The following is a 13,754-nucleotide window of genomic DNA, read 5'->3' as shown; positions in this document are numbered from 1 at the left end:
GGGTCTTCTAGAGCTGAACTACATGTTCGTCAACTACACCCAATCCCAGTGGCGACCGACACCAATACCCATACTGGTGCTGCCCGAGTCTTTTGTCAAAGAGTCGGGTGATGGGCTGTATATGGAGGGGACGTATTTCACCGATCGCAAGTGGACAGAGGGTCTCAACACCGCAGGCCAGGTCACTTTTACAAGGGCGAAAGCAGCCTGATTCGTCGGTTTGTGTCTGGTGCTTGGTTAGGCTTTTTTACACTATATGTGGTGTTTTTTTGGTTTTCTGTTGATCTACATGTTGTGGAGTGGCAATATGTCATCTCGCGCGTGTCATCGAGCATGGTGGCTGACAAACTGGGAAGGACTGCACCCTCTGGATTACGTGTCAGGCGTAGGGTGGCAGTAGGGGAGATTCGAGAGCGCATGAGTGCTCAGCAGTCTCGATGTAAAAGTCAGCAGTTGCTGGAGGCACCGTTCATATAGCGCTTGAGCGGAGGCTTCATGCCTAATTTTAGTCCCTTGCTGTTCACTACCACAGGGGAAGCTTGCTTCCTTGATGAGCTTGACCTCAAACCCCAGGAGCTAGCCCAGATCGATGGTGCCCGTAAAGACATCAGAGAGGCCTTGAAGGCCGATCTTCCTGGCGCCCTTCGCGACAAAGGCCTGGAAGGCGATATCTGTGAGCCACGGTTTTATATCCAGGGTTCACGTGCCTACAAAACGTTGAACAGCCCGTGTACGACACCACCCCAACAGTCAGATATTGATGACGGCGTGTATCTTCCGCTCAGCGTCATGAGGGAAGAAAGCAGCCCCAAGCTTGCGATTGCCCTGTTCTTTGACGCGGTCATCGACGTGCTTCGTCCCATTTGCGCTCAAAGGGGATGGCATACCGAGCCCAAGGATACTTGTGTGCGCGTGACCATCTCACGCTCCGCGCACATTGATCTTCCCCTCTACGTTATTCCTGACACCCTGTTCCAGTTGATCAAGGCCAGCATGGAAAGCCGGGGACACGCTGTCTTCGATAGCGCTATCAATTCCGAGCGGGACAGCTGGAAAGCGCTTCCTTCGGACAAAATTCTGCTGGCCGACCGCAAGCAGGGGTGGCGTAAGTCCGACCCCATGGCGATGAAGAACTGGTTCAAGCGCGAGTGCCAGGAAAAGGGTGATCAGCTGATTCGCGTGGTGCGGTACTTGAAGGCATTCCGCGACAAGCAGTGGGAGGACAAGGGGCCAAGCTCGATCCTTCTGATGGCTGCCGCGTGTCCGCTGTTCGAGTATTTCGACAAGCGCGATGACCGTGCCCTGCTGAACGTGGTGAAGGGCATTCCGGATGCATTGCGTAACGGCGTCGCGAGCCCCATCGACGCCACCGCGTCGCTCACTGCCCATATGCCGAAGGAAGCGATCGCTGACGCTGTAGAGTTTTTCCAAGAGTTCGCTCGCTACCTGGAAGGCGCCATCAACGCAACGGATGCTGATACGGCCTACAACTGGTTGCATCAAATGCTGGGTGACCGGTTCCCGTATGCACCTCACCGCATGACGTCGAACCCTGAGGGTATGCCGGCCACCATGGCTGCAATTGCTCCTTTGGCAGGGCCGGCAGAACCTGTGAAGCGCACTAAGGCAGGCTGATCCATGAGTGCCATGCCCGATGTGCTGCGTCACATGAATGGGTGGGGTTTCACCAAAGTGGAACCTCAGCCTCATGCGGCTTGGCTTGTGATGGTCGGAGAGTTGTCGACGCCTACCCAAGGCAGTGTGCAATGTGAGGTGTGGATAGATCGCTCCTTTGAGCGGCCTCTCAAGGTATGGCTCAACAAGCTCCCAGAGTCGACTCCTCGGCTTGTGCCTCACCTCGGGCCAGATGGCTATCTGTGCTATGCAGCGCCCGGCACACAAGTCATCGACATTTATGATCCTGTCGGGCAAATCCGGACATCACTGCTGCAGGCCACAGAGGTTCTGGAGCAAGCCCTGGCCGGGAAAATGAAGGACGATCTGCAAGAAGAGTTCTTCGTCTACTGGGATGGAATCTACTGCTTCCATGACATCGAGAGACGTACGTCAGGCTCGGTTCAGTTGCTTCAGCTATCCGACAATAAGATGTACGTGCTCACAGATGACGCGACGCGCAGCCGGGCGAAATTCGCGCGCCCAGGAAGGAAGATCGAGGAATTCACCTCGCAGGTCGCGCTGATCACGTCCAGCGCAGCGCCGAGACCCTTGCAGGAAAACTGGCCTCCAAAAACGGTTAGCCAGATTCTGGACTGGCAGCACGAGCTGATGATGCCTGCAGGCGTAAAATCCGGGACAAGATCATCGCAGCTTATCGCGACGAAGCCCCCGGCCTTCTCATCGTCATCGAGTCGCAAAAAACGGGATACAGCTACGGCTTTCTTGTGCATGACCTTCAGCGTAATCGTCCGGATGATCACCGTTCTGGCGATCAACGCATACCCATTTTCGACTGTCCCATCGACCCTGTGCAGATGTTTCGCCTCGATGACAAGTACTTGGCTGAGCGGAATATACCTGGGCGTACCACACTTTCTGGTAAGCGGATCGGTTTGATTGGGTGCGGCACCATCGGCGGGTTTCTTGGCGAAATGCTCGTCAAAGCTGGTGCCGGAACTGGTGGTGGTGAGCTGTTGCTGATCGATAACGACCTGGTGATGCCGCAGAATCTAGGACGCCACCGATTAGGTTTCAACTACCTGTTCAAATCTAAGGCGCAGGCGCTTGCGGATGAGCTCCTAACAGTCCTGCCCAGTATTCGGGTGCGTGGGTTTAACAACGACGCCAAGGATGTGAACTTGTCTGGCTTGGATCTCATCATTGATGCCACTGGTGAGGAGGCCTTCGGTCATTGGCTGGCCAAAGCCACATCCTGTCCAACCCTGCATGTCTGGATCGAGGGAGCCGGGGTCGCAGTTCGCTCGCTTATAAAGCACCGAACCGAGCAGGGTTGTTATCGGTGTCTGACTCAGGCGAACAGTCAAGGGGAGCTTTTGTCCGTGGTTGGTGGTGTCGAGCCGATCTTTGCTGGGCAAGGGTGTGAAGGGCTATACGTGCCATTCTCCGCATCGGTGTCGATTCAGGCGGCAGCCCTGGCCTTGGATACTACATTGGCGTGGGTTGCTGGCAAACCTTGGCCGTCGCTCTCGACGCGACTGACGGATTACAGCTTTGAGCCGGCAACCCTGATTGCTCGCCGCTACCGAATTCAGGATGTCCAGCATGTCGTTCGTAGCAACATGGATCGTGCCTGGCACTCAGCAAATGGTGTACCTGCGTGAGCAACCGCTTGAGGTTTTCAGCCGGTACATCCAAGAGGGTATCGAATCCAAGGAGGCGGGCGGGATATTGCTTGGCCATGTTCGCGGCGAGCATCTGGAAATCATCGAGGCAACTGAGCCATCGTTTTGGGATAGCGCTTCAGGTTCCTTTTCGAGCGCATGCCCTATTTTCATCACAAGCTTGCCATGAAACGCTGGAAAGAAAGCAGCGGTCTCGTGCGCTATATCGGCGAGTGGCATACCCATCCGCAAAACTATCCCACACCTTCCTCGATCGACTTGAGTGAGTGGCAGATTTTGGCCGCTGACCGGCGCGATGGTCGTCCGTTACTGGCCCTTATCGTGGGGTGTAACGGGCTGCACGTTGAATACATGCATGCCACGGGGAAGCGACGCATCCTTGCTCCGCTTACCCATATCAAAGTGACCGGTCAATCGACAGATGGGCCTACTAAGTAAGTGCGCCATAGTCCCTGCTGCGCCATGCGGATTTTCTGCTTGCCCATGGAAAGTCACCGACGAAATCAACCTCGGCTGATTGGCTCATGTTGGTGAGATTCGTGTCCATTCGCCATACCTTCGGCTGGACGCGCTCATTGACTGCAGAAGGCTAAATGACATTAGGCGATGGTAGAATCGTGCGCTAAGTAATCCAGTACGTAACGCAACCGGCAGGATGGTTCGCTAGCGTGATCGATAGCCAGCAACGCGCGGTTTAGCGTCCGTAGACATTCGAGGAAGGAAGATCGATGTACGTAGGTTTCGAGCTGAACGAGTATCAACCCCTTCGCGAGATTGACTCCTCAGAAATAGAGGATTTTGAAGCGCAGGAAAAAGGGGCATTCGACAGGCTGTCGGATTACATGGTGGGACAGTTTCAAGGCAAAGACGTTATTGATGCCGAAAAGCTTGCTGAGCACCTGTTTCCAGGCAAGAAAGCCCACGTGTTCCTATCGCATTCGCATCTAGATGCTGATCGGGCCAAGGAGCTGGCAATTGCTCTGAGGGGCAAGGAACTCGACGTCTTCGTCGACTCCTGCGTATGGGGCCATTTCGACAAGCTGCTCAGCGCCTTGAACAATGTCTATGCGGATCCTTCGAAAACACCTGAAGGTGGGGTTCTTTACGACTACAAAAAAGCGACCGAGCTGACCGCAGGCGTCCACATGATGCTGCTTGGCGCTCTTCAGGCGATGATCGACCGGTCGGAGTTGTTCGTTTTTCTCAACACCAACAATTCGGTACCGCTTACCACTTTCTCAGGTGTGGAACGAACGCTTTCCCCGTGGATCTATTCTGAACTTCAGTTTAGTGCGACTGCTCGCAGCCGAGTTCCGCCTCGATACTGCGTGGGTACCGAATCGCTGTCTCTCGAAGAGGAGCGTCGTTACAAAGCGATTGCCAGTACCAGCGCGTTGTTCTCCTTCACGGCGTTCAATACGCATTTGCCGAAGGTTAAAGGCGACCAATTGCGTACGTGGTTCAATGGTACGGACAAGGAGAGGGATAAGGCTCTCGATAGCTTGTATGAACACTCGAATATTGCTCAGGAATTCACCAAGCTGCGCAAGAAGCTGGAAAAGCGTGAGTTAGAAGTAGCTCAGGAAGTCGACGGAAATCCATGATGAGGGTGCTGTGACGCGCCCAGTCCTTTGACCGATCATCGTGTCATTCCTCCCGGCTCCGATCAAAGCGGCCCCCCCTGATGTTTGACCGCGTCAGGGGGCAAGATGAAGAGGGCGAATGCTTGCTTCAGACGGGTATCCCAGGATGGTTGTAAACCAATTTTTTGACCTGTTAACCACAAGGTTTACAGCTAAAAAAAGAGGTTTACAGGTCGGCATTCTTGGGCCACTGCATATCACCATGATGTGTTTTGGTTTGGATGGTGACAGGGTCGCTTCGAGATACTTTAGCAGCTGAAAATTTCCACTGGATAATTCTGAAAGTCCTGGCTCAAAGAGTTTGGATTTTCCTCCATAGGCACTGGTAGCGTCACACGGCAGAGAGCTGGTTCAGTTTTGGGGAGGCTGGAGAGTCGGGGGGGAGCCCATAGTCTGTTGGTTTGCCTGGCTGGATGCCTGTTTCGCGATGCCCTCCAGGCCACCTTGCTGCTGGTATAGGTTGTACAGGGAGAAACAGCCAAAAATCAGCAGGGCCACGATCACTGATGCCAGGCCACTGAGCATGTGATTGCCGAAAGCAGGCCAGAACTTCCAATTGAGCGCATCAACTTGCCTGTGACGTTGGTCTCAAGCGTGGCGACTTTGGCATGGAGGGCAGTGTCCAGCTCCTCGATCTTGGTGATTACCTCACCCTCCATGATCGAGCTGCGCATCTCTGCTTCCAGCTGATCAAGGGACACGTCGATAAAGCTCTTGGCCATCTGCTCGGCCTGATAGCGGTACATGCCCAGCTGCTGTGGCGTGCACGCGACCTTCTTGAAGGCTTCGTGATCGTCGTCAGGGTGTGCTTCGATCCACTCGATCTTGTGGCGTTTGTAGAGCGAGTAAGCAAGCAACCCCAGGAAGTCGTCCGGCGATTCCACGAGCTTGCGGAAGACGTCGAACGGGATCTCCGAACGCGAAGACGCCGACTCAGGTTCCGGCGCCTGGTCGGGCGCTTTACCGTAATCGGCGTCTTGTATGACAGGCTTTTGGTGAGCGTCGCCTACGGCGCTGATCTGTTGTGAGGTCAAGAGGCGACGATCCGTGGTCAGCGTGACAGGCGATTAAACGCCTTTTTCATCATGTTGTTGATGGTATCTGACGACAGCTTCGAGGAACGAGCAGCAACGGCTTTCTTCGCGGAGGCAGAAAGCATTTTGTTGCTCTCTTTGATCAGCGCAATCGACACGTTTGACATGCATACCCCCTGGTTCAGCGTTGAAGCTCGCATTCGAAATGAAACGGAGCTATAGCAATTCTTTGATCATTTTTGATCAACGGGCGAATCGGTGTCAAGAAACGAATCGGCGTTCACGTCGTAGGAAATGGTCGTCGTTTGCACGAAAACTATAGCTGATCAAACGGGAACGAGGTTCGTGAGCGTCGTAGGATTTCGATTGCCCGTAAATTTTGCAAAACCTCAGGGCATTACCTGAAGGCGCAGCGCGGTGAATCCAAGCCCCATCGCCAGATTGACTTGGTCACGCATTGCGTGGCTCGACAACACGTGCCGTGACCGCGCAGATAAACCATCGGGGCTTCATCGTGCATGGTCGGCGAACGATCGAAGCCTGTTCCTACCAGACCTATGGCTGAAGAGGCCCCCTGGCGAACCTCGGTAGCACCGCCCCTAGGCGTTGCGTTTTCGAATCGTCTCGATCCAGCGCTCCATGTTCGCATGGATGTCGGCGTATACGGCTTTGCTATCCCACCCTTGCGGAGTGATCAGGTCGACGCGGCTCGACAGCTTTCCATTTCCGTAGTCGATCATATCGAACGGGTTTGGGCCGGGCCTGGAGGGGTTGCTGTCTGTATCGAGAAGTTTGTCGATACGGATGCCGAAAACGCCCTTGCCGGCATTCCAGCCTTTGATGATCTCCTTGATCACCCAGGGACGCAGAGCTGTCTCGGAGCCGACGAGAACCACGACGCAGCTTTTGACTTTCATATTCTCATCGATCCAGGCCTCGATCGATGCTGCACCTTTGCGCTTGACCTCTTCCCACTCGTTGGGGCGGCAGACGTTTTGGCCTTGCAACGCGCCCATTTGGCGGATCTGGTGTGTACGCCAGAAATCGTTGTCGAAGTGGAAGCTGAAAAATACATTCCTCGCCATCTTGCACATCCCTCGCAGTCCAGTGGTCAGCGAATGTACCCCGGCACCTAAGTACTGGCAATTTGACATTTTAGACGATCGATTCAGCCGGTAGCAGTCGATCTTGTGGATGAGTCCGGCCCAACCTGCCGGGCCTCCAGGGATTGTCGCTGAATGCCGAAAATAGGGTGGACGCGATGCCCATGGGCAGGCAAAGTCCCTGTCGTTTTGGCGGATACCTACTGAACGGCAGGAGCCTGGATCATGTCATTTTTCACTCAAGACGAAGCGCGCGCCGCTGCGAAGCAGGCCAAAGGCAATCGGAACATCAAAGCGGTTATCACCGAATCGATGGAGTCCTACAAAGAGGCAGATAGTTTCGATATTTTCCTGTCTCACTCCAGCAGCGATGCGGATCTGGTACTCGGTATTACGGCGCTACTGGAGCAAAGAGGGAAGCGGGTGTATGTGGATTGGGTGAACGATCCTGAGCTCGATCGCAGTCACGTCACCAAGGACACGGCAGCAAGGTTGCGCCATCGCATGGCGCAGTCAGAGTCACTGTTCTATGTCGCTACAGACAACGCCACGAAGTCCAAGTGGATGCCCTGGGAGCTTGGATTCTTCGATGGCTTGAAAAGCGACAAGGTTCGCATCCTCCCGGTTCTACTTTCATCTAATCAGAGCTTCGATGGACAGGAATACCTTGGTCTTTACCCAGTTGTCTCAAAGGAGGAGCTGGAGGTGAGTTCAAGTAGAGTGGATCTCAGGTCAGCGTTGCGTTCCCGGCAACCGCTTCGCTTGTTTCCCCTGGACGTGATTGGCAAGCCGCGCTTCTAAGTTGGCAGGTGCTCTTTACTGGAGGTCTTCCGCGAACAGAGAGTGCAGCGGACTCTCACAAAAGGCCAATCAGTGAAATGACGCCCCCTGGATATACGATGGCCTGTCCGGGGAGCGTGCTGTGGTTTGTCCGTCTGGTTCTGCGAAGGTTTCAGGCAACAATGCCATGTTCGATACGCAGAATCAGTGTCAGCGCTTCTTCGGTGGGGACGTCTTTCGGGCTTTTCTGTCCCAGCGCCCCTAAAGGTCTCGACAGCCAGTTCACGGCGCTCGCGCTGTCACCGAAGAGCCTCACGGCAGCTTCCAATAGCTGCGGGTCGATCATTTCCGGGGATTCGGCGCGGTGAGGGTCTGGGCGCATGGCTTCGTGGAGCGCCTCTGCGAGCGTTTGTAGCGCTTCCTTTAACCGAGCATTCTCCCGAAAATCTTCGGTGTTGGGCAGGTGCTCGCTACAGTGGCGCAGAAGGGTCTCCGCGTGATTCATGTTGAGATCGAACTCGATCAGCATGTCGATTCCTTCACAAGGGGAGCGCCAGGGGTGGGTGTCGGCCCTATTCGCCTAAATTGATGAGTGCAGTATTTCATGAGCGATGTGATGACGAATGAGATTTTAGCCCGAGCCGCTCAGGTGTACGGCCCTGGTCTCACTGAAATTCTCCATTCAGCGCTTTCGATTTACCGACGTAGACCTGGCCTGGGAGACCTCGTTTGGATCCATGAAAGCGCAGTGGGGCGCCCAGCGTATTTGGCGTTGGCCCGCGCGCTGGAGGCGGGGTAAGCCCATCGCGCTGAATCACCTCTCTACGGAGCTCATCATATAATGCTGCCCTGATTTGGGAGCCTCGATGATTTCTCTACCTATTGACCTCGTATTGCCAGACTTACGAAAGGCCTTGGCCAACCGAAACGAAGTGATCCTTGAAGCGCCACCTGGTGCGGGTAAGACCACTCGGGTACCCCTGGCGCTGCTGAATGAGCCTTGGCTTGGTGATCAGAAGATCCTGATGCTCGAACCACGCCGACTGGCTGCTCGGGCGGCTGCTGAGCGTTTGGCGAGTGAGCTGGGTGAGAAAGTTGGTGAAACCGTTGGCTACCGCATTCGCCTTGAAAGCAAGGTAGGCCCAAGAACTCAGATCGAGGTGGTCACCGAAGGTATCCTTACTCGCCGGCTTCAAGATGATCCTGCGTTGGATGGTGTGGGAGTGGTCATCTTCGATGAGTACCACCTTCGAAACCTTGACTCTGACCTTGCGCTGGCTCTTTGCCTGAGTGGCCGCGAACTGCTGCGTGATGAGTACCCGCTGAAGCTGCTCCTGATGTCCGCAACACTGGACGGCGCTCGTCTTTCGAAGGTGCTGAATAATGCGCCTGTAGTCACCAGCGAAGGGAGGATGTATCCGGTCTCTACTGTTTGGGGCAGCCAATATCAGCCAGGCGAGCGTATAGGTGCGCGGGTAACAGACACCTGTCTTGCAGCCATCAACGAGCAGCCAGGAAGTATCTTAGTTTTCCTTCCTGGCCAGGCAGAAATTCGGTGGGTTGCTGAGTCTCTAGAGGAGCAACTGTGCAGCCGCCCTGATGTGATGATATGCCCGTTATACGGTGACCTTGATCTCAACGCTCAGCGTGCTGCCATTAACCCTGCACCCAGCGGCTCCCGAAAGATAGTATTGGCCACGAACATCGCTGAGACCAGCTTGACCATCGAAGGCGTCAGGGTGGTGGTGGATAGTGGCCTTGAGCGAGTGCCGAAGTTCGATCCTCGCGGTGGTATGACCCGACTCGACACGCAGCGTATTTCGAAGGCCAGCGCTACCCAGCGTGCGGGACGGGCAGGGCGATTAGAACCAGGCGTTTGCTATCGCCTGTGGTCAGAGTCGCAGCATGAGCAAATGGCCAGCTACAGCACCCCAGAGATCTTGCAGGCAGATCTTGCGGCCCTGGCTCTCCAGTTGGCCCGGTGGGGAATGAAGCCAGAAGAAATGGTCTGGCTCGACCAACCTCCAGTAGCTCCCTTCGCCCAAGCCAGAGACCTCCTGAAGCGTCTGGGTGCACTCGATGATTCTGGTCAACTCACATCACACGGATCGGCTATGAGTGAGCTCCCTGCGCACCCACGGATCGCTCACATGCTCATCAAATGCAATGCGATGGGTTTGGATTCCCTAGGGTGTAACATCGCGGCTCTGCTGGGCGAGAAGGACACCCTACGTGGAGCAGGTGCCGACCTTCACACCAGGCTGAGTGCCTTGTCAGGCGAGCAACATACACGTCGAAGCGGAGGCTCTTTCCAGCGGGTGAAGCAGTCTGCTCGGCAGTACCGATCCCTCCTGAGAGGGAAGGCCTCCAGCCCCGTTAGCGAGCTCGATCACCCGAGATGGGTGGGGTGCCTGCTGGCGTTCGCATACCCCGACCGGATCGGCCTCCAGAGGCGTGTAAGTACATCTGAGTATCGCCTCTCCAACGGGCGGGCTGCAGTCTTCTCAGAACCTGATGCTCTCACCAAGCACGAATGGCTGGTGGTGGCCGACCTGGGTAGCCGGCAAGGCCAGCGTGAGGAGCGAATCTATTTGGCGGGTGACCTCGATCCGACCCTGTTCGATTACGAGTTGGCTGACCTTGTAAGGTCTGTCGATGAAGTTGACTGGGACGAGAGGGAAGGGGTGCTCAAGGCTGAGCGGCAGTTGAAGGTTGGGCAGCTGATACTGTCCACAGCTCCTCTGCCAAATCTGGATGAGCAGGCACGCTCACTCGCTTTGGTCAACCTCGTGAGGCGCAAGGGTATCGAACTCCTACCTTGGAACCCTGAGCTGCGGCAGTGGCAAGCGCGGGTCGATCTGTTGCGTCAGCTGGATATTATGGGTGGCCAGGCAGAGAGCAAGTGGCCCGATCTCAGCGATGCCAACCTCCTCGATACGCTCGAAGAGTGGCTCACGCCGTACCTGGGCAAAGTCACCAAGCTCAACCATTTCAGCCAGCTGGATCTGTCTTCGATAGTAAGAAACCTCCTGCCTTGGCCGCTTCCACAGGAGCTGGACGCCTATGCGCCTCAGGCGATCCAGGTGCCGTCCGGCTCGAACATCCGTATTGACTACTCGCAACATCCCCCCATTCTCGCTGTGCGGCTGCAGGAGCTGTTTGGCCTGGCAGAAACCCCACGCATAGCTCAAGGTAAGCAGCCGCTGATTCTGCACCTCCTGTCGCCGGCCCGCAGGCCTGTGCAAGTCACCCAAGATCTCGCGAACTTCTGGCGCAGCACCTATGCGGAGGTGAAGAAGGATCTCAAGGGTAGATATCCAAAACACTACTGGCCCGAAGATCCATTGGTTGCTGAAGCTACGGCCAGAGCCAAACCTAGAAAGCAATGATCAGGTACGCCTCGCATCGCAAATAGTCGCCAAGTGCTGAAGCTCCATTTGCTATCGCCGGCGCGGCGGCCTGTACAGATCACTCAGGATCTGGCCTGCTTCTGGAACACGACCCACGCTGAAGTTAAGAAAGGCTTGAAGGGGAGGTACCCCAAACATTACTGGCCTGAAAATCCATTGGTGGCCAACGGTACTGCGTAGGCAACGCCTCGCGGAACGTAATCACAAGCTTGGTACTGCGATTCGGCAGACATCTGGTAAAGCTTGTAAACCTATTTTTGACTTGTAAAGCGCCAGGTTTACAGGTCAGAAATTAGGTTGCAAGCCAATATTGTCGCGCGCGTCCGGTTCCAAGTGTGTCGGATCGGAGCGTGATTTGCCAAAGCTAACGTCATAGCTACAACGTTGCAGCCTAAGTGCGAGCTGTCGACGGAATACCGCCTCTTAATTCGGCTACAGCAAGATCTTCTTGGTGCAGGGACTGAAGAAGGTCGAGCTCAGCCGAATATTCGTCGATGTCCATCCCTTCTTTTAGGCGCTGGCGGAGTTCCTTTTCACGCATAAAGTAGCCATCCATCGCCCGCTTTATGTGGATGGAAGATACGGTAGCTGAATAATCACTGAGCGCAGCCAAGGCAAGATGCAGATAGGTGTTAATAGAGGATGCATTGAGATGGCCTGTCCACTGAATAACCTCTTCTTTGAAGATGTTTGTATTGAGCAGGAGGCTTTTGCGGAAGTCGTCAGGGTTGTTGATATGATGTTGCTGGATGAAATCAATAAAATATTCCGTCACAAAACGATGGCGGAACATGTGTGGGCAAATCTGCGATTGTATGCCTGACAATTCTTTAAGATCATAGATCTCGTTGTATAGGGTTTTACTGGTTAGAGGCCTGCCTGTGGTTTCTGAGACGAATAGGAAGCGATGATCCTTTCCGTTCTTATGGAATTTCTTCATGAGATTTCTGCGCGCTCTCTCAATGAAGGTATCAAGGAGCTGAAGTAGTGTGGGAGTCACAGGGACTTGCCGGGTGACCTTATCACCACTCGCTTCAACGTGGTCATTGTCAAGGTTGGCTCAGCCATCGCTTTAGCTTTTTTTGACGTCGTCGATTGTTAGGTTGGCAATCTCTGAGCGTCGCGCCCGTGTCAGTGAGGACGTCGATCAACAATGCGCGCCTTGCCTTGACGAAGTTAGAGTCTTGAGATTTTCTGTTTGTTTCCTTCAGGAGAATGATCTGTTCCGTGGTAATTGGATTCCTTGACTTTCGACGCGAGGGTGGGCCGAACGAGTGATGAACCAAGTAGGAGCGCTTTGATTTGTTACCAGACGCATCAATGAATTCGAAGGTTTTCATCACCGCACGAATGCGGCCTTCAGGTGAAACAAATTCGTCATAGCCATGGAGGCGGCCCACGAAGCCCAGGAAGTCAAGCCAGACGCGGCCAACTTCAGTGATGGAGTCCTCGGTGCGTTTCCTAACGGATGGATTTTTTGGGGATGGCTCTACCCGCAGCTCTTCAATATAGTCTGCAAAATTTCCGTCGTTCAACATTATCGGGTCGCGACCATCACGATAACAAAAACGCAATAGCTGGCTTAGCTTAGCCGCGTAGTCTCCCATTGTTCCGCCGCCGTCGCCGGCGCGTGATAGACCACGTGAGCTGCCGCGCCCCTTTCTGTTAAAAAGCGTGAGCATGTACAGGTTGCCAATGAGGCAGGGTGAGCCATTGGGCCAGCTCATAAATGGGATATTGGAGGCGTCGCGCATCAGTATTCGGTCAACGGAGAAGCTGCCGAATGTTTCGTGCTTGCCTAGAAGCGTATAGAGCTTCTCGGAGGTACGGTCTGAGTACTTACTTTCTGTAATCATTTATGTCCGTCACCGTCGAAGTCGTATGCTTTTGTTGTGCGGGAATATCAGTCAGGTTGAACGGGGGAATGCCTAGGCTGGTAATGGCCAAAAGTGCTGAAATAGCATCTGATGCCCATTTTTCACGCGTTAATGGATCGCTCTGGGTACTGATGCTTCTGATCTGCCCCATCGATTCCTGGAGCGCTCGCAGAAGCAAGAAATTGGTCTGACGCAGCATGTCGAGCTCGTGCTCATGATCGGAAACCCGCTGCTTCAATCCCTCTTTCGTGCGCTTGTTGCTCCTGGTCTGTTTCCGCTCATGTCGCTCGATCGCTTCGATTGCCTTCACACGAAGCTTATTCAGGGTATCGAACCCACCAGTGAGCGTTTCGTCACTGTACTTCTTGAGCGTGTTCAGGCTAGTAGGGGCGGTCTTGAGCTCATGGCCGTCATCAGTCTTTACGGTGCGATCAAGGCTTGCCAGGGCGCCCTGGGTCTTCAGGCAGCCGATCAACGCCTCATCGCTAACGAACGCGTGAGGAGTCGTAATGATCTGGCTCAGCAGGCGTTGTAGGGCTAGCGCACCCGATCTGGCACTTTCAGCCCTTGAGGGTTTCTTGTCAGTC

At 54.7% G+C, this 13,754-nt stretch carries 15 protein-coding genes and 2 pseudogenes; 10 read left to right on the top strand and 7 right to left on the bottom strand.

The annotated features are described in order from the left end of the window. The 7 genes and pseudogenes from G3436_RS02185 to G3436_RS02165 all read left to right on the top strand — a co-directional run. Window positions 1-211 (top strand): annotated as a pseudogene (locus G3436_RS02185) (hypothetical protein); the annotation flags it as partial. A 284-nt stretch (window positions 212-495) separates the two neighbouring features. Next, window positions 496-1,635, top strand: coding sequence for a CBASS cGAMP synthase (locus tag G3436_RS02180; RefSeq protein WP_163940810.1), 1,140 nt, complete (start codon window positions 496-498; stop codon window positions 1,633-1,635). A gap of 3 nt (window positions 1,636-1,638) precedes the next feature. Beyond that, a complete protein-coding gene (locus G3436_RS27220; RefSeq protein ID WP_243666982.1) occupies window positions 1,639-2,574 on the top strand; it encodes an E2/UBC family protein in 936 nt (311 codons plus the stop codon). Further along, the gene (locus G3436_RS27215; protein WP_243666981.1) at window positions 2,493-3,299 is read left to right on the top strand and encodes a ThiF family adenylyltransferase; all 807 of its coding nucleotides are present in this window, start codon (window positions 2,493-2,495) and stop codon (window positions 3,297-3,299) included. Before G3436_RS27220 ends, G3436_RS27215 begins: the two co-directional genes overlap by 82 nt. Continuing rightward, window positions 3,283-3,489, top strand: coding sequence for a hypothetical protein (locus tag G3436_RS27210; RefSeq protein ID WP_243666980.1), 207 nt, complete (start codon window positions 3,283-3,285; stop codon window positions 3,487-3,489). Before G3436_RS27215 ends, G3436_RS27210 begins: the two co-directional genes overlap by 17 nt. Further along, on the top strand, window positions 3,486-3,758 hold the full coding sequence (locus tag G3436_RS27205; protein ID WP_243666979.1) for a Mov34/MPN/PAD-1 family protein: 273 nt from the start codon (window positions 3,486-3,488) through the stop codon (window positions 3,756-3,758). The genes G3436_RS27210 and G3436_RS27205 overlap by 4 nt, the downstream gene beginning before the upstream one ends. Window positions 3,759-4,048: 290 nt before the next feature. Then, complete coding sequence (locus G3436_RS02165; protein WP_163940808.1) at window positions 4,049-4,924, top strand: TIR domain-containing protein; 876 nt, start codon at window positions 4,049-4,051, stop codon at window positions 4,922-4,924. Between the two features lie 539 nt (window positions 4,925-5,463). Here G3436_RS02165 and G3436_RS02160 read toward each other — a convergent pair. From G3436_RS02160 to G3436_RS02150, 3 genes are all read right to left on the bottom strand, one after another. After that, on the bottom strand, window positions 5,464-5,997 hold the full coding sequence (locus G3436_RS02160; RefSeq protein ID WP_163940806.1) for a hypothetical protein: 534 nt from the start codon (window positions 5,995-5,997) through the stop codon (window positions 5,464-5,466). A 17-nt stretch (window positions 5,998-6,014) separates the two neighbouring features. After that, window positions 6,015-6,155 (bottom strand): hypothetical protein, encoded by a 141-nt coding sequence (locus G3436_RS02155; RefSeq protein ID WP_163940804.1) that lies wholly within the window; start codon window positions 6,153-6,155, stop codon window positions 6,015-6,017. Between the two features lie 441 nt (window positions 6,156-6,596). Further along, window positions 6,597-7,091 carry a TIR domain-containing protein gene (locus G3436_RS02150; RefSeq protein ID WP_243666978.1) on the bottom strand — a complete coding sequence of 165 codons (495 nt, stop codon included), beginning with the start codon at window positions 7,089-7,091 and terminating at the stop codon, window positions 6,597-6,599. Between the two features lie 234 nt (window positions 7,092-7,325). Here G3436_RS02150 and G3436_RS02145 point away from each other — a divergent pair, with 234 nt between their 5' ends. Next, on the top strand, window positions 7,326-7,901 hold the full coding sequence (locus tag G3436_RS02145; protein ID WP_163940802.1) for a toll/interleukin-1 receptor domain-containing protein: 576 nt from the start codon (window positions 7,326-7,328) through the stop codon (window positions 7,899-7,901). 151 nt (window positions 7,902-8,052) lie between these two features. On the opposite strand, the gene G3436_RS02140 is transcribed toward G3436_RS02145, so the two are convergent. Further along, window positions 8,053-8,409: an antitoxin Xre/MbcA/ParS toxin-binding domain-containing protein gene (locus G3436_RS02140; protein ID WP_163940800.1), complete on the bottom strand. Its 357-nt coding sequence runs from the start codon at window positions 8,407-8,409 to the stop codon at window positions 8,053-8,055. A gap of 337 nt (window positions 8,410-8,746) precedes the next feature. Between G3436_RS02140 and hrpB the strand changes: the two genes are divergently transcribed. Both hrpB and G3436_RS28695 read left to right on the top strand, forming a co-directional pair. Beyond that, entirely contained in the window at window positions 8,747-11,269 is a 2,523-nt protein-coding gene (gene hrpB / locus G3436_RS02135; protein WP_163940798.1) for an ATP-dependent helicase HrpB, read from the top strand. 6 nt (window positions 11,270-11,275) lie between these two features. Next, window positions 11,276-11,470: pseudogene (locus G3436_RS28695) on the top strand (ATP-dependent helicase C-terminal domain-containing protein); the annotation flags it as partial. Window positions 11,471-11,681: 211 nt separating this feature from the next. Here the strand turns inward: G3436_RS28695 and G3436_RS02125 are convergent. From G3436_RS02125 to G3436_RS02115, 3 genes are all read right to left on the bottom strand, one after another. Then, entirely contained in the window at window positions 11,682-12,290 is a 609-nt protein-coding gene (locus tag G3436_RS02125) for a tyrosine-type recombinase/integrase (RefSeq protein WP_163940795.1), read from the bottom strand. 49 nt (window positions 12,291-12,339) lie between these two features. Further along, window positions 12,340-13,146, bottom strand: a complete 807-nt coding sequence (locus tag G3436_RS02120) for a hypothetical protein (protein WP_163940787.1) — start codon at window positions 13,144-13,146, stop codon at window positions 12,340-12,342. Then, window positions 13,130-13,754 (bottom strand): hypothetical protein (locus G3436_RS02115; RefSeq protein WP_163940785.1); only part of this gene is annotated, 625 nt, incomplete at its 5' end. The genes G3436_RS02120 and G3436_RS02115, both read right to left, overlap by 17 nt.

This window comes from Pseudomonas brassicae (assembly GCF_010671725.1).
Lineage (GTDB): Bacteria > Pseudomonadota > Gammaproteobacteria > Pseudomonadales > Pseudomonadaceae > Aquipseudomonas > Aquipseudomonas brassicae.
The sequence above is the reverse complement of the archived record's forward strand: the minus strand, read 5'-3'. Positions and strand labels throughout refer to the sequence as shown.